The 20,916-nt window shown below is 38.8% G+C and carries 20 protein-coding genes; 10 read left to right on the top strand and 10 right to left on the bottom strand.

Going from position 1 to position 20,916, the window contains the following annotated elements; translation table 11 throughout:
- Nucleotides 1-60 precede the first annotated feature (60 nt).
- Nucleotides 61-789: a 3-deoxy-D-manno-octulosonic acid kinase gene (locus C0W29_RS12945; protein ID WP_045045225.1), complete on the top strand. Its 729-nt coding sequence runs from the start codon at nt 61-63 to the stop codon at nt 787-789.
- On the opposite strand, the gene waaA is transcribed toward C0W29_RS12945, so the two are convergent.
- The 5 genes from waaA to C0W29_RS12920 are packed head-to-tail and all read right to left on the bottom strand — an operon-like array spanning nt 786 to nt 5,825.
- On the bottom strand, nt 786-2,069 hold the full coding sequence (waaA, locus tag C0W29_RS12940; protein ID WP_045045201.1) for a lipid IV(A) 3-deoxy-D-manno-octulosonic acid transferase: 1,284 nt from the start codon (nt 2,067-2,069) through the stop codon (nt 786-788). The two genes, C0W29_RS12945 and waaA, sit on opposite strands and share 4 nt — an antisense overlap.
- Nucleotides 2,063-3,097, bottom strand: coding sequence for a lipopolysaccharide heptosyltransferase II (gene waaF / locus C0W29_RS12935; protein WP_045042375.1), 1,035 nt, complete (start codon nt 3,095-3,097; stop codon nt 2,063-2,065). The genes waaA and waaF overlap by 7 nt, the downstream gene beginning before the upstream one ends.
- A 51-nt stretch (nt 3,098-3,148) precedes the next feature.
- A complete protein-coding gene (locus C0W29_RS12930) occupies nt 3,149-3,868 on the bottom strand; it encodes a glycosyltransferase family 2 protein (RefSeq protein WP_045045200.1) in 720 nt (239 codons plus the stop codon).
- Nucleotides 3,865-5,451, bottom strand: coding sequence for a hypothetical protein (locus tag C0W29_RS12925; protein WP_045045199.1), 1,587 nt, complete (start codon nt 5,449-5,451; stop codon nt 3,865-3,867). The genes C0W29_RS12930 and C0W29_RS12925 overlap by 4 nt, the downstream gene beginning before the upstream one ends.
- The gene (locus C0W29_RS12920) at nt 5,442-5,825 is read right to left on the bottom strand and encodes an HAD-IIIC family phosphatase (RefSeq protein WP_045042372.1); all 384 of its coding nucleotides are present in this window, start codon (nt 5,823-5,825) and stop codon (nt 5,442-5,444) included. Before C0W29_RS12920 ends, C0W29_RS12925 begins: the two co-directional genes overlap by 10 nt.
- Before the next feature lie 247 nt (nt 5,826-6,072).
- Between C0W29_RS12920 and C0W29_RS12915 the strand changes: the two genes are divergently transcribed.
- Nucleotides 6,073-7,092, top strand: a complete 1,020-nt coding sequence (locus C0W29_RS12915; RefSeq protein ID WP_045042371.1) for a WavE lipopolysaccharide synthesis family protein — start codon at nt 6,073-6,075, stop codon at nt 7,090-7,092.
- A gap of 49 nt (nt 7,093-7,141) precedes the next feature.
- Here C0W29_RS12915 and C0W29_RS12910 read toward each other — a convergent pair whose 3' ends face one another.
- Nucleotides 7,142-8,233: a glycosyltransferase family 4 protein gene (locus C0W29_RS12910; RefSeq protein WP_045042370.1), complete on the bottom strand. Its 1,092-nt coding sequence runs from the start codon at nt 8,231-8,233 to the stop codon at nt 7,142-7,144.
- A 169-nt stretch (nt 8,234-8,402) separates the two neighbouring features.
- Between C0W29_RS12910 and C0W29_RS12905 the strand changes: the two genes are divergently transcribed.
- The 3 genes from C0W29_RS12905 (at nt 8,403) to C0W29_RS12895 (ending at nt 11,391) form a co-directional block, all read left to right on the top strand.
- Nucleotides 8,403-9,119 carry a glycosyltransferase family 25 protein gene (locus C0W29_RS12905; protein ID WP_045045198.1) on the top strand — a complete coding sequence of 239 codons (717 nt, stop codon included), beginning with the start codon at nt 8,403-8,405 and terminating at the stop codon, nt 9,117-9,119.
- A gap of 89 nt (nt 9,120-9,208) precedes the next feature.
- Entirely contained in the window at nt 9,209-10,306 is a 1,098-nt protein-coding gene (locus tag C0W29_RS12900; RefSeq protein WP_045045197.1) for a glycosyltransferase family 9 protein, read from the top strand.
- The gene (locus C0W29_RS12895; RefSeq protein ID WP_045045196.1) at nt 10,303-11,391 is read left to right on the top strand and encodes a glycosyltransferase; all 1,089 of its coding nucleotides are present in this window, start codon (nt 10,303-10,305) and stop codon (nt 11,389-11,391) included. The genes C0W29_RS12900 and C0W29_RS12895 overlap by 4 nt, the downstream gene beginning before the upstream one ends.
- Nucleotides 11,392-11,425: 34 nt before the next feature.
- Here the strand turns inward: C0W29_RS12895 and C0W29_RS12890 are convergent, their stop codons facing one another.
- Nucleotides 11,426-12,613, bottom strand: a complete 1,188-nt coding sequence (locus C0W29_RS12890; RefSeq protein WP_158260026.1) for an O-antigen ligase family protein — start codon at nt 12,611-12,613, stop codon at nt 11,426-11,428.
- Nucleotides 12,600-13,553: a lauroyl-Kdo(2)-lipid IV(A) myristoyltransferase gene (lpxM, locus tag C0W29_RS12885; protein WP_045042366.1), complete on the bottom strand. Its 954-nt coding sequence runs from the start codon at nt 13,551-13,553 to the stop codon at nt 12,600-12,602. The genes C0W29_RS12890 and lpxM overlap by 14 nt, the downstream gene beginning before the upstream one ends.
- Before the next feature lie 305 nt (nt 13,554-13,858).
- On the opposite strand from lpxM, the gene C0W29_RS12880 reads away from it, so the two are divergent.
- Complete coding sequence (locus tag C0W29_RS12880) at nt 13,859-14,542, top strand: TetR/AcrR family transcriptional regulator (protein ID WP_045045193.1); 684 nt, start codon at nt 13,859-13,861, stop codon at nt 14,540-14,542.
- Between the two features lie 49 nt (nt 14,543-14,591).
- Here C0W29_RS12880 and envC read toward each other — a convergent pair whose 3' ends face one another.
- Nucleotides 14,592-15,809 carry a murein hydrolase activator EnvC gene (gene envC, locus C0W29_RS12875; protein ID WP_235869020.1) on the bottom strand — a complete coding sequence of 406 codons (1,218 nt, stop codon included), beginning with the start codon at nt 15,807-15,809 and terminating at the stop codon, nt 14,592-14,594.
- Between the two features lie 82 nt (nt 15,810-15,891).
- Nucleotides 15,892-17,433, bottom strand: a complete 1,542-nt coding sequence (gene gpmM / locus C0W29_RS12870; protein ID WP_036789394.1) for a 2,3-bisphosphoglycerate-independent phosphoglycerate mutase — start codon at nt 17,431-17,433, stop codon at nt 15,892-15,894.
- 373 nt (nt 17,434-17,806) lie between these two features.
- Here gpmM and C0W29_RS12865 point away from each other — a divergent pair, with 373 nt between their 5' ends.
- The 4 genes from C0W29_RS12865 (at nt 17,807) to cysE (ending at nt 20,869) form a co-directional block, all read left to right on the top strand.
- On the top strand, nt 17,807-18,244 hold the full coding sequence (locus C0W29_RS12865; protein WP_036789395.1) for a rhodanese-like domain-containing protein: 438 nt from the start codon (nt 17,807-17,809) through the stop codon (nt 18,242-18,244).
- Between the two features lie 131 nt (nt 18,245-18,375).
- The gene (secB, locus tag C0W29_RS12860) at nt 18,376-18,846 is read left to right on the top strand and encodes a protein-export chaperone SecB (RefSeq protein WP_036789397.1); all 471 of its coding nucleotides are present in this window, start codon (nt 18,376-18,378) and stop codon (nt 18,844-18,846) included.
- Nucleotides 18,847-18,864: 18 nt separating this feature from the next.
- Nucleotides 18,865-19,878, top strand: coding sequence for an NAD(P)H-dependent glycerol-3-phosphate dehydrogenase (gene gpsA, locus C0W29_RS12855; RefSeq protein WP_036789400.1), 1,014 nt, complete (start codon nt 18,865-18,867; stop codon nt 19,876-19,878).
- A gap of 154 nt (nt 19,879-20,032) precedes the next feature.
- Complete coding sequence (cysE, locus tag C0W29_RS12850) at nt 20,033-20,869, top strand: serine O-acetyltransferase (RefSeq protein WP_373455694.1); 837 nt, start codon at nt 20,033-20,035, stop codon at nt 20,867-20,869.
- Nucleotides 20,870-20,916: the final 47 nt, after the last annotated feature.

The raw sequence follows: 20,916 nt of genomic DNA, 5'->3' as shown, positions 1-20,916 counted from the left end.
ATTATGCCGCTAGCCATTGAAATTGTAAAATATTCAACAATAAATGCGAGAGAGGCTGTAGTGCAGGAAATTATCAGTAACAACCAGGCCATTTGGTTTGATAGCGATTATCTAAGTGCAGATCCGCATGGTTGCTTTGATATTGAGTATTGGCGTCAGCGTGATGCAGTTATCGGCTCAGCAGAAGGGCGTGGCACGACTTGGTTTGTTGCCGATGAAAAATTAGAGATGGCATTACGACATTATCACCGTGGCGGGCTGTTTGCTAAAGTGAATAATGACAGTTATTGGTTTACAGAGTGGAATAAAACCCGTAGTGGGGCTGAGTTAGCATTATTAAAATTATTACGCGATGGTGGCGTAAATGTACCGCGACCAATTGCTGCTCGTGCGGTTAAAAAAGGCGTGGTTTATAAAGCAGATATTTTGGTTGAGAAAATTGCCAACAGTAATGATTTAGTCGCATTACTTCAAACCCAACCATTAGCCACGGCAGTGTGGCGTGATATTGGTGAAATGATTGGTAAAATGCATGATTTGCAAGTCTGTCACACGGATTTGAATGCCCACAATATTTTAGTTGATGCTCAGCAGCAACCATGGCTGATTGATTTTGATAAATGTGATTGTCGCGATGGTGATGATTGGAAGGTGGATAATCTCGCACGTTTAAAGCGCTCTTTTATGAAAGAAGTCGATAAACGTGCGATTAAATGGCATGAAGATAATTGGACAGCATTGTGCGATGGTTATGCCCATAAAAGTAATCTTCGTATAACTATTGGTTAATTATCATCTAAGTAATGATTAATATTAGTGATGGTTTTCTTAACCGCGCCTTGGTTTTCAATCACTATTTTTTGGCCCTGTGCGCCCATTTGTTGTTGGCGTTGCGGGTCATTAAATAAAATGATCAGTTGCTCTGCAAGTTGGTGACTATTTTGACAGATTTCAATCGCGCCAGCGGCTAATAATTGCTGGGTGATATCTTCAAAATTATAAAAACTTGGGCCTGTTATTGCGGGTTTAGCGACAGCTGCTGGCTCTAATAGATTATGCCCGCCGACCTTTTCACCCACTAAACTCCCCCCCATAAACGTTACATCGGCAGTGGCTAACATTACCAACATTTCTCCCATAGTATCAGCGAGGTAGAGCTGAGTGGTGACTGAAATTGGTGTGTTATCTGTACGACGATGAACCGTTAACCCATATTGCTCTGCAGCTAATTGAGCAACACTATCGAATCTTTCAGGATGACGCGGCACAATAATCACCATCGCATCAGGATAGTGTTGTTGCACTATTTGGTAAGCATCAAGTACTTGTTGATCTTCACCTTGATGGGTGCTCGCAGCAACGAAAATAGGCCGTTGGGCGCCAAGTTGCTGACGAAGATCATGGGCTTGTTCAAAAACACTGTCAGCAATACTGATGTCATATTTGATTGAACCTGTCACTGCGACTTGATTTTTATTAGCGCCAATGGCAATAAACCGTTGGGCGTCATCATCATGTAAACATAAGATTTTATCTATTTTGGTTAACAATTTATGAGTGAAAAAGCCAAACGATTGGTAGCGCTTTGCAGAGCGTTCTGATAAGCGTGCATTAACAATGATCGTTGGAATTTTTTGATGATGAGCACAGCTTAAGGTATTGAGCCATAATTCTTTTTCAACGATAAGAAATAATTTTGGCTTGATAGCTTTTAGAAATCCACGTACACACCACGCAAAATCAATTGGCATGTAGCGGTGTTCAACTAAATCGCCCAATTTTGCTACTTGTTCAGCACCTGTGCTGGTAGTGGTGGTTACTACAATAGTTTGCTTAGGGTGAGCTTTTTTGAGTGCCTTTATTACCGGTACAATAGCAATTGCTTCACCGACTGAGGCGGCATGAATCCAAAGAGGTTGTTCTGCTGTAAGCAATGGTGGCGTAAAACCAAAATGCTCTTTCCAACGAGCACCAAAGGCTGGTTTTCCAGGTTTGGTACGGTAAAGCCCCCATAATAATATAGGGGCTACTAGAGCTAGTAATAGGGTATATAGAGTTCGAATCATAATGCTTGTAAATTGTTAATGGCAGTGATGACTTGCTGTGGTGAAATCTCTGTCATGCATTTATTATGCTTCAAAGGACATTCACGCTTAAAGCAAGGTCGACATTCAATATCGGTGTGTAAAATGGCTTTTTTATGCGTGAGCGGTGGGGTGTAATTTGGTGTTGTTGGTCCATAAAGTGCAACAACATTGCACTGTACAGCGGCTGCAACATGCATTAAGCCAGAATCATTACCAATAACTGTTGAACATGATGCTAGCAAGTCAATCACATCGGTAAGTGATGTTTTACCCGCTAAATTATGACAGTACTGTTGGGCGCTATTCGATAAAGATTTTTCGATTTGATCGGTTAATGTTTTTTCATTGTCTGAGCCAAATAATAAAATATTACAGCCAGCTTCAATAAGGGTTTTAGCGACCGATGCATAATGATCAATTGGCCAGCATTTGGCTGGACCGTAAGCAGCTCCTGGACAGAGTGCAATTGAAGTACGAGTTTGGTTGACGTTGAATTTTTCAAGCACTTGCTGTTGATTTTGAGCGTCAATAGTTAGAGCAGGGAAAGGCATATCCGTTAGGCAACCAGAACCTGTCATTGCTGAAGCGGGATGAGCCAAAGCAATGTAACGTTCAATCATTAAATTAAACGATTTTTTGTTGTTACGTAAATCATTAAGTAGCCCGTAACGCATTTCGCCTTTCCAGCCAGTACGGGTTGGTATGCTCGCAAAAAATGGGATAAGTGCTGATTTGGCTGAATTTGGCAGAATATAAGCATGATCGTAGTTGTCATCACGTAATATTTTACCTAATTGGTAGCGAGCAAAGAAATTGAAGTCACCATGGCCAAGAGGCATTTCAATGGTCTTATTTATTTCGGGCATACGTGCTAATACTGTTTTACACCAGCCAGGCGCCATTACATCAATGATACAGTTAGGGTGTTGTTTTTTTAATTCAATATATAAGCACTGCGACATCACCATGTCGCCAATCCATGATGGACCGATGATTAAAATTTTAGTCATAAATAATTTACCGAGTTTAGGTTCTCAGACCGAGTGATGGTTGTGAGTTAATTACTGATTTAAAAAATCGAGATATTCTTGGGGAACACCACAAAAAATCACTTGCTGGCGATCTATCTGATGATAATGGATTTCTTTACCTGCGCTGATTAGAATATTGTACAGCGGAGCGACATAAAGCTCGCCTTTTTCCCATTCAGTTATTGGTCGAGAAATATAATTATTATAGGCATAATGAAAGTCATTGATATCTGCAAAGTAATAAAGACCTGTACAGCAAAGGTTTGATATTGGTCTTTTTTCTGCAGTTTCTATAACTTGTGTTGAACCAATTTTCGCAGGTTTGGCAAATGACCAATTATCGCCACTACCCTCAAAAACTTCTAAGTAACCATCACCTAATAACGTCAGATCTGGATAGTTAAAGTGTGGGCGGAAGGTATCAATATTAAAAATAGTCATTGGGCCTTGATAGTTAACCTCGGCAAGTCCTAATGCTACTGTTTCCGCCTGTCCGCGAGTTTCTTGATTAAGCACCGTGATATGGAAGTGCTTGATACCAAGCGCATGAACGCGCGCTTCAACAAATTGACGAGTGTGGTAAACATCTCGAATGATAAAGACAAATAACTCAGTTTCAAATAACGCGGCAAAGCTTTTTACTGCATGATCAAATAAGCTTTCATTGTGAGCTTCTAGCATATATTTAGGTTGAGTATAGCCAGCATTGAAAAAACGAGAGCTTAATCCTGCCATTGGGATAACGATCATAAAGTATGTTCTACCATTAGTTGGTGAAGGCGGAATGCATTTGCCATCAAGGCATCTTGACGATGAGGGTCATCGGCATGGAGAGGCAACATTGACAGAAATAATTGAATTTGCATCGCATATAAATTTACAGCTGATAAGTTAAATTTATCATTCACTAAATCAATAAAAATCTGTTGATTTTCTTGATGCTTGTCAATGCCTGCGACATTGAAAATTATCGTATTATCAGTAATATCGACATGGTAATAGCCAGCAATAATCCAGTCATATAAACCTAGAATTGAGTGGCTTAATTTGGCTAAATCATAGCGAATATCGCCAAATAAAGTCATGGTGCCGTCAGGTGTCATTCCTCGAGGATCAATGGTTTTTATACGATTGGTTCTAAAGTCATATAAAATATTACTGAAACAAAAATCACCATGCATGATAGTGGCAACTGCTGCTGGTTCGGGTAGATATTGATGGCTGTCAGTGACTAATTGTTGTAGCGAAATATGATATTGGTTGTTATAGCACCAAGTTGTAGTTAAAGAAATATCACGTTCTTGACAAAAATCATTAAGCCGCTGTGATGTTTTTTCACCAAATAATTGCTCTAATGACGCCGCGGGTTGATCGTTAGGTTGTAAGTGCTGCTGGCATGTAGTTAAAAAAGATAAACTACTATTGATGATTTGGCGCCATATAATCGAAGGCAAATTAGCAAAAACGAACAGTTCATTCAGGGCGGTGTGATGAAGGTACTCGAGCCGATAGCTGAAAATGCCTTGCTCTTCATAGTGACCCATATATTGCGGAATATAATTACGCATCATTGGCGGTAGGTGTTTAAACCAATTGGCTTCTGCTTGAATTTTTAAGCCGTTGATACTGCTTTTTTCACACCACTCGGGTGATATTTTTAATTGGTTAAAAGCACGTTGAGTGGTGAATTTGGCTTTTGAACGATAATAAGTGTTTACATGGCCAAAATCGAGCCAGTTAGTTGTACGGACAGTCGTTAAACCAACCAGTTGATTATAGCGATTTAAGCCTTCAAGAAAGTCCCAATGGCTTTGGGTAATACAACGAATAAGTTGACGAGGTTGGCTGAAGTGAAAATAGCCACTGACAACATTGTTTTTAGTATGGTCAAGATCGTTATCAACGTTCTGAATCCAATGATGCTTGCTATTTGTTACTGCCGACCAATTGTAGCTGTCCTCTACTTCAGAAACCGTAATTGAGTCTTCAATGGTAGGTAGCGGTGAAATTAGCGTATCGCCAAATAATACTTCAAGGCTGGTATCGATTGGTTTATCGATGAGATTTAATGCAATAACCAGTGAAGCCCCTAGTGATATATTTTCTGGAATCGCGAGCACAGTAACGTTACGCTGTTGAAGCCATTTGGCATCAATTTCTGGTAAGTCATAAGATTCAGGTAGACTTAGATAAAGTGCTTTTCCTTTGGGCGCCGCAGCGATTTGATGTTGAAATAAGCGGCGGTTTCCAAGTGGTAATAAACTTGGTGGTATATTGCCAAATTCAGATTTTAAATCCTGATCAACATATGCTGCTGACATAACTAAGAACACTTCATTTTTTCCTTATTAAGTAAGCTGTTGATTTCCTCTACTGAAAGTGAGGCAAATTCAGAAGGGCGAATCGCACGATCGTCAATGTAGAAACCGTCATGGCCACACCATGGTTTACCAACGATGATTTCATCATAAGGTACGTTATGTTTCTCAAGCCATTCTACAATAATTGGTAGAGTATGAATGTTTATTTTTCCGATATTGCCTTCATAGGTGCGCATATTACGAGCAGTAAAAATAGTGATACTGAATCCTTGTTGTTGATATTCTTTTAGTTTGTTTATGACATCATTATTAGGTGCAACAAGTCGATAATCAGTGGTATTCGCTGTTGTAAGTGTTCCATCTAGATCGATAACCAATTTTTTCATGATGTGTTAAGTTCCTTTTTAATAAGCATTATTTTATTTATTGTTAATAGCAGTACTAAAGTTTTTGAAACATTATGACTGTGATTTTTTAGTTTTATAATCATTTAGATAAGAGCTAATTATAATAACTAAAGATAGTAATGTTAACTAGGATACCCAGTTGTTATCAGTTAAAATGCAAATCACTATAGATCGAGATATTTAATACGTAGTGACTCATTAAAGAGTATCAAACAGTGGATTGGCAATGAATAACAAACATCAGATAAGCTCGAAAGATATAACCGTTGTGGTTCAAGGGCCAGTTCAAACTTTTAGTGATCGTGAGCAAGAACCTGGGATCACGCAAAAGTGCTTGAATTCTATACGTCAATTTTTACCAGGCGCTAAGATAATTTTATCAACTTGGCATAATCAAGATCTTACTGATTTAGATTATGATCAGTTAGTGTTGTGCGATGATCCTGGAACTAATATTCGTGCTTATAATTTAGATGGAACACCACAAACGTTTAATAATAATCGGCAGATTGTTTCGACATTGAGTGGGTTACATCATGTAACTACGCCTTATGCAATGAAATTACGTAGCGACAATTATTTGATCTCCGATGCCTTTATCCATTTGCAGCAAGCTTTTCCAAACCGATGTAATGAAGATCAGTTTTTCAAGGAAAGAGTTGTTGTTGTTAACACTTTTACCCGTCGTTATGCAAAAGGCTTACCTGTTGCATTTCATATGAGTGATTTCTTTTATTTTGGTCGCACAGAAGATGTTATTGCTTGTTGGGATATGCCATTGGTCGACGATTTTATCGCGACTAAAAAAGAGCCCTATAATATAGGTTTTCCTGACTATTCGATTGATTGTACCCAAATGCTATTTATTCGAGCGATGCAAAAATTTGATCCTGCATTTACTTTAAATGGTTTGCTGGATTATCAGATAGATAAGCAAATATTGTCTGATCGTTGTTTTGCTAATAACTTTGTGATTGCTGATCCGCAACAAGTTGGTGTTGGTTTGTGTCGTAAATTTGCAGTAAAAGCACGTGTTTCTCGAACGAAAGGCAAGGTTGCGCATTGGCAGTTTAAAGAGTGGCAACAACTTTACAAAAAGTATTGTGATCCTAATTTTGATCTTAAATATTCTATGGTCGCTCAATGTAAGCTATTTTTGCAGCGATGTTTGTATGTTTTCCCTGCTCGTCTGGAAAATAAACGTCGTTTACAGCAACGTCAGAAAAAAGCACTACTTAATAAATAATCCTGCCAGTTACAAACGACAGGATTATTATTTATTAATAAGTATGAGATTATTGCTTTAATAAGCGTTCAAAAAACGCCAGATGTTGCTGTGCAGTATTTTCAACAGAAAGCGTCGTTGCAATATACTGTTGAGCTTTTAGCCCCATGCTTTTAGCTTCAACTCTATGATGGTAAAGATAGTTTATTTTATCGGCAATTGCGCGGGCATTATTGGTTTCAACCACAAATCCAGAAATGCCATCTTCTACGATTTCAGCATTACCACCAGTAGTTGTAACAATCGAAGGCACGGCCATTGCCATCGCTTCAATAACCGTTTTGGGTAGACCTTCACCGCTTACTGAGGGTTGAATCTGTACGTCAGCTGCAGCCATTAATTCCGGGACATCAGTCCGGTAGCCTAGAAAGTGAATATTATTTGGATAAGGCGCTTGTTGGGCAAGTTGTTGATTAGCGACAGTATCAATTCCACGTCCTGCCAGTAATAAATGAATATTCGGCTCATTTACTAGATGTTGCATCGCTTCTAATAATACATGTACCCCTTTACTTGGGCGCGCGTTAGCAACACAAATAATAACGAAGTCATTAGCTGTAATATTGAGAGTACTCAAATCGGCCGCTTGAGTTTGGTACCAAGATAGATCGTGGCCTTTGTGAATCGCAACCACATTGTCTTTATTTGTCCACACCTGCTTAGCAACATCCTCACGTACTTTATCTGCTACACATGAAACACCATTCACTCGAGGATGAAGGTGGGTTAAATATGCGCTGGGATCATGGCGATATAAACCACCAACGGTACCTCGGTAAGTGACGAGTTTTGTTGCAGGGAAACCGATACAAGCAAAGGCAGCATTTGGAATGGTTCGTGAGTTGGTCGCATAAACGATATCGTATGGGCTTTGTTTGAGTTCATGGCGAAGAAGTTTAATAGTATTGCAGCATATTTTTTTGGTTGGGTACCCATCAATGACTTTTATGCCTTGTTCGCGAAAACGAGCCACATAGTCGGCATTACCTTGGGTCACAACAGTCACTTGATGGCCTTGTTTTGCCATTGCAATGATCATTTCAGCTTCAGGTCTAACGCTGTTCCATGCATCCATGTATGAACTGAATACCATTATTTTCATTGTAGATCTCAATATTTAGCAAGAAGAAGTTGATAAGCACTTGTAGACATTTTTATAGGTTACAATACACGAAAACATTATGAAATATTGGTCTGAATTTTTATAGCGTAAAGAAAAAGAGTCTCATCCAAATAATCGTATTTATAAATAAATTTTTTTTAAGGATATCATGAAAGTTTTTTTAATTAGTCTTAAGACAAAAAAATACAGAAGGCAACGTGCAGTTCAATTATTGAATGAGCAAGGGTTGGATTATGAAATTATAGATGCTGTAGATGGTCGTTTAGGTGAGCACTCTTTATTACAACGTTATGATGAAGAAAAATTTATCTTGCATCGAGGTCGTAAAGCTCTTGCTGGCGAGTTAGGTTGCTACGCAAGTCATATGCTGGCATGGGAGAAAGCAATTGAGTACAATCAACCGATTATAGTACTTGAAGATGATTTTATTTTAGATGCTAATTTTCAATATGTTATTTCAATAATAAAAGACTGGACCGTTAAACGTCACTTTATTCGATTGGAACCATGGCGAACGAAATTATTTTACACAGTAGAAAATAAATGTGAGGTAACTTTAGTAAAATTCTTAAAAGTACCACAATGTGCTACTGGTTATATTATTACACCAAAGTGTGCTAAAGCTTTTATTAATGCCAGTGATAAGATTATGCTACCAGTGGATGTTTTTATGCGTTATACGTATTTGCATAAACAAGCGATTTACGGTGTACAACCAAGTGTGGTTTATTTAGGAGGTGATGAAAACTCAACAATAGGTTGTCGCAAGCAAAAAATAAAAAATCCAGTAATAAAAATAAAAAAAGCAGTTATAAGAGTATATTCTGCTACACGATGTGCATTTGTTAATGTAATTTCCCGTTAGGTATTATATTTTAAGCTGATGTTTTTAAGTGTAATTATTCATATTATATATTTACGATGGTTGAACTTTATATGGATTGTGTAAGAAAAATGAAGGCGAGATGGCGCTTAATCCGTAATAAGGTGAAAGCATTAAAACTTAATATCTATCGAAAAATATACGATAAACGTGTACAGCAGATAGATTTTGAGCCATCGAAGATCAAATCAGTTCTGCTCTTACGCTGGGATAACAAGTTAGGTGATGCCATCATGTGTGGTGGTTTTATCAAACTGCTGCGCCAATATCGACCTGATATTCAGATTACAGTCTTAACGGGTGCAACGACCAAATTATGGTTGGATAAAGCCGCTCCTGCTGATAACTATATTCTGTATAGTAAGGCTAATAGAAAGCAAATAATTACTGATAATATTGGTAAGTTTGATTTGTTTATCGATCTTGGTACACATTATAACCATAAAGATTTGTATTTATCGTCTCAATTTAAAGCTCGCCATTATCTAGGTTTTAATAAGCAGCAATATAATTTATTTGATGTCGAAGTTGCATCGCAACATGTCCATTTTAAAAATAGATATATTGCCGCTGCACAACAACTTATATCTCAACCGATTGATGACCAATGTCTGTTACCTATTCCAGAATTTAGTCAGCAACGAGTCGCTTTACAGCAATTGATAAGTCAATCACAACAAAAATTTAAACATGTGGTTGGTGTTAATTTGTTTGGTTCGAGTAAATATCGTCGTTTTTCGTTTGAGCGCGCGAAGACGTTAATCTGTAAATGGCGCCAACAGTTTCCTGATGATTTGTTAGTCATTATACCCACGCCAGGAGAGGATAAGTTTATTGAGGCTTTAGTGGCGGCAGTAAAGGATGAGATGATTATTTTACCTCAGTCTCCTGCCTGTTTTGAGATGTCATTGGCGATCATAGATGTTGCTGATTTTACCTTTACTCCTGATACTGCGGTAGTACATATGGCATCGGCACTCAATAAGCCCGTTATTGGTATTTACCGCCACAATATGCAAAATTACGAAGAATGGAAGCCTCTCGGAAAGCATTCACAGCGGTTACTTAATCGTAAACCTTTCTGTGATAATGATAGTGTTCATATACATGAATTTGATTGGCAGCAATTAGTATCAGTGCGTGCAACTATTTTAAAGGCATTAGTATGAGAATCGGTTTTTTTTTGCGAGATTTGAAAATCGAAGGCGTGCAAGTTGTTACTCTTCGATTAGCAGAAACGTTAGTTAAGATGGGGCATCAGTGTGAGCTAATAACATTAAATCGTGCTCAAGAGTTAGAGTTGGCTTCAGGAATTTTACATCATAGCCTTGATATTGAAAAAAGAGTCAGTTTTAAAAAATCAAAGCAGTATGTTGAGCAATTTTTATCTTGTCTTAATAAATTAGAGCATAACAGTGATCCGTTTGATGCTATTTTCTCTGTTCATGGTGAAACTAATGATATTATCTCATATATAGATAATCCTAAGTTGATTCATTGTATTCATAATTCAGACGAGTATACCTATAATAATAAAAATTGGTTTAATAAAATAAAATTTAAAAGAAAACTATCCACAAAAATTAAAAACAAACATGTTGTTTGTGTATCGAATGGTATTCGAGATTTTGTAAAAGCAAAGACTGATGGTTGTGCTTTATCCGTTACTACTATTTATAACCCATTTGATATTGAAAAAATAAAACAATTATCATTTGAGGAACCGATATATCAATTACCTCAAGAATATATTTTATTTGTTGGTCGATTAGAAGAACAAAAAAATATCCCGTTGTTATTGGAAAGTATTAGTAACATGACGACTAATATACCTTTAGTAATAATTGGTGAGGGTAGTTTAGAAGCTGATTTAAAACAACAAGCTATAGATCTTGGGATTAACCATAAAGTGTTGTTTTTTCCATTTTGCTTAAATCCTTATGCAATAATGCGTAATGCGAAAGCTTTAGTTCTAACATCTAATCATGAAGGTTTTGGTAATGTTTTAGTTGAAGCGTTAATTTGTCATACACCAATTGTTAGCGTTGATTGTTATTCAGGCCCTGCAGAAATTATGTCTGGAGAGTTAAGTGATTTTTTAGTTAAAAAGACTAAGCCTATAGCTGTAGCTGATAAAATTGACCGCTTATTATCTGATAATATAGTATTTGATTTTGATAATACATATATTAAATTTGATGCAACGAATATTGCAAAGCAGTATATCAATATAATTGATGAGATTAATAATTAAGATAAAGGTCCCATATAGACGGGACCTTTACTTGTTACACTGATGTTGGCGATTTATTTTTTAAGAATATATAGGTAAAGACGGTAAATAAAGTAAATACTTGTTTAAATTCAAGCGGTACATCGGTTAAACCACTTACAACTATACCAATTGTTAATAGCAATATAGCAAATTTAGTCTCTTTTGAGCATTGTGTTTTTTGTAAAATATAATAAGGGAATAATAAAAATAATAGTAATAACACTAGACCTATTACTCCATGCTTTACAGTTATATCGATAAATTGATTATGAAAGTGTGGAAGTTTTAAGTTATAAAGTTGTGAGCTAATTTTCTTTTCTTGGTACAGTTTTTCTATCGCGGGCTCAAACTCATCACCAAATCCGGTTATTGGTTTTTGAGGGATAAGTAATAGAGCGGCTTTCCACATTGCTAACCTGGAGGCTGTATTTGAGAGATAATTACCTTGTTCGTATTGGGATAATCCTTGTCGTGTTTCATGGATAAGGCGGTCTTTGGTGGTATATATACCAAGTGTTGTTATAACGACTAAAATAGTAATCGTCGTTATTTTTATTTTCAAAGATATCTTTGTGGTTAAAACATATAAAAGTAGACATAAAAAAATAGCGAATGCCGCAATTAAAACACCACGACTATCAGTTAAAATAATAGCATAAAAAGATATAACGCCAGATAATATAGAGATTATCAGTGTTTCTTTTTTGTCTTTATATATAATGCTAAACATTATAGCTGAGATCATTAGTATTAAACAGCATGTGGCATATGGGATGGCGTTTAATTGCCATGCTGCTCGGTCTAAATGTAGAATGTTTTTTTGCCAAAATGCAAAACTGGCAGCGCCGATACTACCAATAAAAGTACTGTATGCTATTACTCGAGTAGAAATTACATTTAGTGGAATAAAGAGGAAATAAAGGATGACACATAATGCAGAGCGAATATTAATAATGTCTGAATTATAGAAATAATTATAAATAATAGATATAAATGAAAAAGCAATTAGTAGGTATATATAATAATTATTTTTAAGATTATTTTTAAATGGAGCAAAACCATATTTTAACAGTATCGTTACAAGAGCGATAAGCGTGACAATGACAAGTATTTTATCACCGTTTTCAAAAACAAACTGACCGCTTACCATCCATGTAAAAGGAAAAATAATTAAAAATAGTGCTAATTTATCTTTTAGCATAGGGATTCTCATCACTGTTCTGACGGGTTTTTAATAAGCGTAGAATCCACATATATTGTTCTGGACGCTGATTAACATATTGCTCAATACATTGGTTCATCATTCGTGCATCTTGCTCTTCTGTTTCTGCTGGGAAGGGTAGCGCTGGATAAAAATCCAATTCATACATTCCTGTTTCGCTATTATACATCGCAAACAGCGGTACAATTTTGGCACGGCTTAATTTTGATAGTCGACCTAAGCCAGCCATTGTGGCTTTAGTGGTACCAAAAAAATCCACAAACACACTGTGCTCTGGCCCTAAATCTTCATCGGGTAGGTAATAGCCTAAGTAGCCTTCACGCACCGATTTAATAAAAGGTTTGATGCCGCCACTACGTTCATAGACACGGCCGCCGTATTGCACCCGTTGGCGATGCATCAACCAATCTGATACTGGGTTTTTTTGCTTTTTTGCCATCGCTGATACAGGTAACCCACGTGAGGCAAGCAGTACCGCAGGAATATCAATCGCCCACGTATGCGGAACTAATAGAATAACACTTTGTTGTTGCTCTGTTAGGCTGGTGAGATTTTCCATGCCGCGAATAATGGTATGTTGCTCAAGCCAAGTTTTATTGCGTACCGATAGTGCTGCGAAACCAGATAGAAAGCTGCCTGCGGTGATCAAATTTTGCAATAAAATTTGTTCTCGCTCTGCTTCTGATTTTTCAGGGAAGCACATTTTAAGGTTAACTCGAGCACGATGATTAGCACCACTTTTTAGTTTAATGGCTTGTTTGGCAAAAACGGTCGCCAGTGAACGGCGTACGTTATGGGGCAGTAAACTCAATAGTGAAGCAATCATCACTGCGAGCCATGTTCCCCAATAGCGAGGATGCACAAAAGACCACTCAAACTGAGGGTTATAGGCTTGCTTGTCGTAATGGTTTTTAGTCATATAAATTACGTCTATCTCACGAAGTTATAGTGTTGGCGAATACCATGCCACAGTGTATTTGGGTACGTATGACTTAGTCGTTATTATGGCCGTTTAGTGATATTCGACCAGTATTAAATAGTAGCTAAATGACAATTAACTTAATCATTTGCTTTACATATTAATCTCAGTAGTCATTTATTTGATAACGATTAATGCCATTCATTGGGTTAGATAAGGCATGGATTTTATTGTTCCTACTAAGATGATAAATACTAAATTATGATAACATTATATATAGTGCAAGGGCGAAGGATGATAATAAAATGAAAACCCGCGATCGAATTATTCATGCAGCATTGGCGTTGTTTAATGACCATGGTGAACCCAATGTAACCACTAACCATATTGCTGCCGATTTAGGGATCAGCCCTGGTAATTTGTATTATCATTTTCGCAATAAAGAACAAATTATTCATTGTATTTTTGATCAATACGCTATTGATTTAACCATCAGTTTTGAGCCCGTTGATGTCGCTGAAATTGAAGCAATAGAAGATAGTTTGCTGCGTTATCTCGATGCGGTGTTTCTATTGATGTGGCGTTACCGTTTTTTCTATGCCAATTTGCCTGATATCTTACGCCGAGATGCTGCTTTACAAGCTAAATATCTGGCGGTGCAAACGCAACTTCAGGTTAATATTAGTCAAATTATGATTAATTTTCGTGATGCAGGTCTGATTGCATTAGCGGATGTTGATCTTAAAGTATTGGCTGATACGTTGAAATTGGTGGCTTCATCATGGATCAGTTATCAAACAACTCAAGTAGCGGGCGCTAAAATAACTCAAACAGTGATTTACCACGGTGTGCAACAAATGTTGAATATAGTGCGCCCATTAGCAACCGAGCTAGGTCAACAGCGGGTAGCGATATTGCAGCACCATTATTTAGAACAAGAACAAAAGTATTTAGAGCAAGAACAAAAAATGATGACAGGTGAGTTATAACTGCAAAAGGTTGGTCTTATGACCAACCTTTTTCGTTGTAGTGGCTATATTAACGTTGTAGCCATGGACGCGGATCAACTGGAGTGCCTTTACGGCGGATCTGGAAGTACAATCCAGGTTGCTCTTGGCCACCACTGTCACCAACTAAGGCTATTGGTTCACCTGCTTGCACGGTGTCGCCAATTTTCTTAAGTAGCGTCTGGTTGTAACCATAGAAGCTCATATCACCTTTGCCATGATCAATCGCGATCATCAGGCCATAACCTCGCAGCCAATCAGCAAAGACCACTTTACCTGAGTAAATGGCTTTTACTTGGCTCCCAATAGGTTGACTGATCACCATTCCTTTCCAATGCAACTCACGTTGTAATGGCGCACCATAATTATGAATAATTGGTCCTCGCAGTGGCCATATTAGCTTGCCTTTGTGACTCGCGAGTCCATCCATCGGTACTTGCATTTTAGCGTAGCGTGCATTGAGCTGTCTGGCTTGCGCTTCTGCAATGGCTTTAGCTTTTGCTTCTTTAGCTGCGGCTATTCGAGCTTGCGCTTCTGCTTCTGCTCTCGCTCGTGCAGCGGCTTCTGCTTTTGCGCGTGCTTCAGCTTCTGCTTTCGCTTTTGCTATTGCAGCTAACATGTTTTGTTCATCTGCACGTAAGTCGGCTAATGCTTCAGTGCTGGTTTGGATTTGCGATTTTATTTTATTGAGCGTCAATTGGCGCGATTGTTGTTGGTCATCAAGCTGCTGTTTCTGCTGATTAAGCTCAGTGAGCGCCTGTTGTTGCTCTGTTTTTTGTTCAGCAAGAGTATGGATTTTAAGCTGTAATTCGGTTTTGGTCGCATCGAGTGCATCAATAGCACTGGCACGCGCTTTACTGACATACTCAGCATAGGTTGTCATTCGATCTAATTTGGCCGAGTTTTCGCCACTGAGAAGGTTAGCGATATCACTGTTATTACCTTGGCGATATTGTGCGTTTATCAGGGTTTTTAGGACGCCAAGTTGCTGTTGTTGCTGTTGTTGTAGCTGCTGTTGTTGTTGTTCGAGCTGAGTAATTGACTGTGTTATTGTTGTTAACAAGTCATTAGTTTGGTGGATTTTATTAGCAGTTTGAGCGATATCCAGTTCGTGTTGTTTAAGTTGTTTTTGTAAGGCCGCATAGGTTTGCTGCTTACTATCGAGCTGATTTTTTTGGCGTGATATTTCCTGTTTTACGCCATCAAGCTGTTTTTGACTGGATGCTGCACATGGGGCTGCAAATACCACGCATAGAAAAGCGCCAGTGCATAAAGCACTGGCGCGGATTTTTAGGTTGAGGTGTCTATTGATAATATCCCGCATGGGATAATTATTTCAGATTGTATAGCACCTGACCAGACATCTCTGCAGGGATTTCGATATCTGTTAGCGATAGCATTGTTGGCGCTAGATCAGAAAGCTTACCGCCAGACTTAAGATCGAGGTTTTTATTACCTACGTAAATTAATGGTACTGGTAAGTTAGTGTGTGCAGTATGAATGCCACCCGTTTCAGGGTTAACCATCATTTCAGCGTTACCATGATCGGCAGTAATTAATAACTGGCCATCCATTTCTTTGATTGCAGCAACAACTTGACCAATACAGCTATCGAGTGCTTCACAAGCTTTAACGGCAGCATCATAAACGCCAGTGTGACCAACCATGTCACCGTTAGGGTAGTTACAGATAATAACGTCAAATTCGCCACTCTTAATTGCAGCAACTAATTTTTCAGTTAGCTCTGGTGAGCTCATTTCTGGTTGAAGATCGTAAGTCGCTACTTTTGGTGATGCAACCAGTGAACGTGACTCACCATCAAACTCGTCTTCTTTACCACCGTTAAAGAAGAAAGTAACGTGAGCGTATTTTTCAGTTTCAGAAATACGTAGCTGTTTTTTGCCTTTCTTCGATAGCCACTCACCTAATGTGTTTTCTAGGCTAGCCGGTGCAAAAGCAGTGGTTAGTTCAATATCTGCTGCGTATTGAGTTAACATCACAAAGTCAGCTAATTGTGGGAATTGCGCGCGCGCAAAGCTAGTGAAGTTAGGCTCAAACGTACGGGTAATTTCACGCGCACGGTCAGCACGATAGTTCATGAAGATAACGCTATCGCCATCAGCCATAATAGCAGCTTCTTGGCCTTCAGCACGTAGTTCTGTTGCTTTAACGAACTCATCGTTTTCGCTACGCTCGTAAGCTGCCGCTAGACCTTCTGTTGCATTAGCGAACGTAAATTCACCCTTAGCAGCAGTAAGTAGGTTGTAAGCTACTTCAACGCGATCCCAGTTATTATCACGATCCATTGCGTAGTAACGACCAACTAGAGAGGCTGTACGACCTTTACCTAGTTTTGCAAATAGGGCATCAAAACGCTCAAGTGAGTGTTGTGCGCTACGTGGTGGTGTATCACGGCCATCAAGGAAAGCATGCAGGTAAATTTTCTCTGCGCCACGCTTTGCTGCCATTTCAATAGCAGCTGCAATATGGTCTTCGTGGCTGTGTACGCCACCAGGAGAAACTAGACCTAGAATATGAACCGCTTTACCAGTATTTACTGCTTTATCAATTGCATTAACTAATGCTTCGTTTTCAAAAAACTCACCATCACCAATTGCTTTCGTAATACGAGTAAGATCTTGATATACCACACGGCCTGCACCGATATTAGTATGGCCAACTTCAGAGTTACCCATTTGACCTTCAGGTAGGCCGACTTCTAGACCTGATGCGGCAATAAGCGTATTAGGATTGTTCGCCATTAACTCATCCATTACGGGTGTGTTAGCGTTTGCAATCGCGTTATTAGCGTTATCTTCGCGGTAGCCCCAGCCATCTAGAATAACAAGTGCAAGTGGTTTCTTGGCAGACATATCCTGTCCCTCTTCGAATTAATAAAAATACATGAATTACCTTAATAGGCGCACTGTATTAAGCACCCTTTAAGGTAATTGATATAATAATTATCATGATTTTACTACAAAAGCACATTAAAGCAGTAGGGTTAGATACAACTAAATCATCGCTAGTGAGTTTATACTGTCAGTCGAATATAGGCATTTATTGATCAAAGTGTAAGCCCTAGATCACAGTTTTTTTCTATTTCATTGATAGGTCATCAGTCAATAAGCTTTTATACTCAAGGATGCTGTTACAAGATCAGCAACCTAGGTATACTCACACTCATTTTTTTAGACCGTAATATCATGGCTTGCAATAGTGAATCATGACAATAGAGTAAAGTAAATGCATCAATATATTGAATTTTTAACTAGTAACCCTGTTTTATCATTAGCTTGGATTGGTATCGTAATTGCACTGATTAGCATGATGGTAAAAGAGAAAAATGCTAAATACAAAACGATTAGTATTAATGAAGCGACCACTTTAGTGAATTCTGAAGAGGGTATTTTTCTTGATATTCGTAATCGCGATGACTTCCGTAAAGGTCATATTGTCGGCTCAGTTCACATTTTACCAAGCCAAATTCAACGTCAAAACACCCCAGAGCTTGAAAAACACAAAGCTGCCCCAATTATTGTTGTATGTAAGACAGGTCAGACGGCACAAGAGACAGCAAACCAGCTTAGCAAAGATGGTTTTACTAACGTCAATGTTTTAAAAGACGGTCTTATTGCTTGGAATGAAGCAAACTTACCGCTTGTTGCAAGTAAGAAAAAATAATCTTATTCAAGGTGGTTTTGCAGCCTTATTGGGTGTGAAATAACGATCTAAATTAATGCAGCCTGTGGAATACACAGTTGCTAGTGTAATTAATAGCTCGTGGTAGCGAGTATTTATAAAGGACTCCAAAAATGGCTGAAGCAGCAAATACCGAAGCACAACAAAACTTCCAAATTCAACGCGTATTCCTAAAAGATGTGTCTTTTGAAGCGCCAAACTCACCTGACGTATTCCAAAAAGAATGGAATCCAGATGTGAAATTGGATCTTGATACTCAAAGCCGTGAATTAGCTGAAGGCGTATATGAAGTAGTACTTCGTCTAACCGTAACAGTGAAGAACGAAGAAGAAAATGCGTTCTTATGTGAAGTACAGCAAGCTGGTATTTTCACAGTTGCAGGTATGGAAGCACCACAACTAGCACATTGCCTAGGCGCATTCTGCCCGAACATTTTGTTCCCATACGCGCGTGAAACAATTTCTAGCCTAGTGGTTAAAGGTACGTTCCCACAATTGAACTTAGCACCAGTAAACTTTGATGCTTTATTCATGAACTACCTAGAAAACCAAGCTGAAGCAAATACTGCTAATTCAGAAGCTTAATTTGTAAAAGTGACCAATATGATGAACGTTAATAATACGATTTCGATGGCAGTGTTAGGCGCTGGATCTTACGGTACAGCATTAGCAATTGCATTATCCAGAAATGGTGCCAATGTCATTTTGTGGGGCCATGAGCCTCAACATATGGCGCAATTGGAAATCGATCGTGCCAATGAAGCGTTTCTTCCTGGGGTGAGTTTTCCTGATTCGCTGATTTTAACTTCAGACTTACAAGCTGCTGTCGAAGGTAGTCGTGATGTGTTGGTGGTAGTACCAAGCCATGTTTTTGGTGGAGTACTTGCGCAAATGAAACCTTTTTTACGTCCAGACTCTCGTATCTGCTGGGCAACCAAAGGACTTGAACCTGACACTGGGCGTTTACTTAAAGATGTTGCAGTTGAAGTTTTGGGTGAACATATACCGTTAGCGGTGTTGTCTGGGCCGACGTTTGCTAAAGAGCTCGCGGCGGGTATGCCAACAGCAATTGCGGTTTCTTCACCTGATAGTGAGTTTGTCGCTGATCTGCAACAAAAAATCCATTGCGATAAGACATTCCGTGTTTATAGCAACAGTGATTTTATTGGGATGCAGCTTGGTGGTGCGGTTAAAAATGTGATCGCGATTGGCGCTGGTATGTCGGACGGTATTGGCTTTGGTGCTAATGCTCGCACAGCTTTGATCACCCGTGGTCTGGCTGAGATGTGTCGTCTAGGTGCTGCGCTTGGTGCACAACCAGAAACCTTTATGGGAATGGCGGGTCTTGGCGATTTGGTACTGACATGTACCGATAATCAATCGCGTAACCGCCGTTTTGGGTTAGCACTTGGTCATGGTTGTAGTGTTGAGCAAGCTCAGCAGGATATTGGTCAAATTGTTGAAGGTTATCGCAATACTAAAGAAGTGTGGTTATTGGCCCAACGACATCAAGTTGAAATGCCAATTACTGAACAAATTTATCAAGTACTGTATCTTGGTAAAGATGCTCGAGAAGCAGCGAAAGATTTACTCGCACGTGAGAAAAAGTACGAATAAAGTTGCTTGTTGAGGGTGATAACTGGTATCTATTAGATAACGCGAGCTTAGGCTCGCGTTATTTTTTATAACTGTACTAAAATACAATAAAGTTCAGTTTTCTGGTTGTGATAGTTATTCTACAAGTGTCACCAATTAACTAATTATTAAAATAATGAGTGAGGCAGAGGGACTCGTGAAGGAATGTCAGCAATATCAATTATGGCAAGCGATCGAGCAGGAAGCACGACTGCAAGCCGAACAAGAACCCATGCTTGCGAGTTTTTATCATGCCACCATAATTAAGCATGAAAACTTAGCATCAGCATTGAGTTATATCTTAGCCAATAAACTGGCAACACCATCAATGCCTGCGATGGCGGTACGTGAAGTAATAGAAGAAGCTTTCGTTAGTGATAGTAATATTGTTGAGGCTGCAGCCTGTGATATTCGCGCGGTTGTTGAGCGTGATCCCGCGATTGATGCTTATTCTATTCCATTACTTTACCTTAAAGGCTGTCATGCACTGCAAGGTTATCGAGTTGCTAATTGGTTATGGAAGCAAAATCGTAGAGCGCTAGCCGTTTATTTACAAAATCAAATATCAGTGGCATGTCAGGTGGATGTTCACCCTGCAGCTAAGATAGGTTGTGGGATTATGTTTGACCATGCCACTGGGATTGTTATTGGTGAAACGGCAGTTATTGAAGATGAAGTTTCTATTCTACAAGATGTTACCTTAGGCGGTACCGGTAAAGAAAGTGGTGATCGCCACCCTAAAATTCGCCAAGGGGTGATGATAGGTGCGGGTGCCAAGGTGCTTGGTAATATTGAAGTTGGTGCTGGAGCTAAAATTGGCGCTTGCTCGGTGGTATTAGAAGCGGTGCCACCCCATACAACGGTTGCTGGTGTTCCTGCAATTGTGGTTGGCCGACCGAAGACTGCCAAACCTGCGACAGAAATGGATCAACAATTTAATGGTACTAACGAAGTGTTTAATCGTATAGATTAAAGAGCAAACTATTAGTAGCGCGATCTAAAAAGGCGATCACAAGATCG

This window comes from Photobacterium kishitanii, from assembly GCF_003026355.1.
Classification (GTDB): Bacteria; Pseudomonadota; Gammaproteobacteria; order Enterobacterales; family Vibrionaceae; genus Photobacterium; species Photobacterium kishitanii.
Note: the sequence above shows the minus strand (reverse complement) of the source record. Positions and strands in the feature narration are given on the sequence as shown.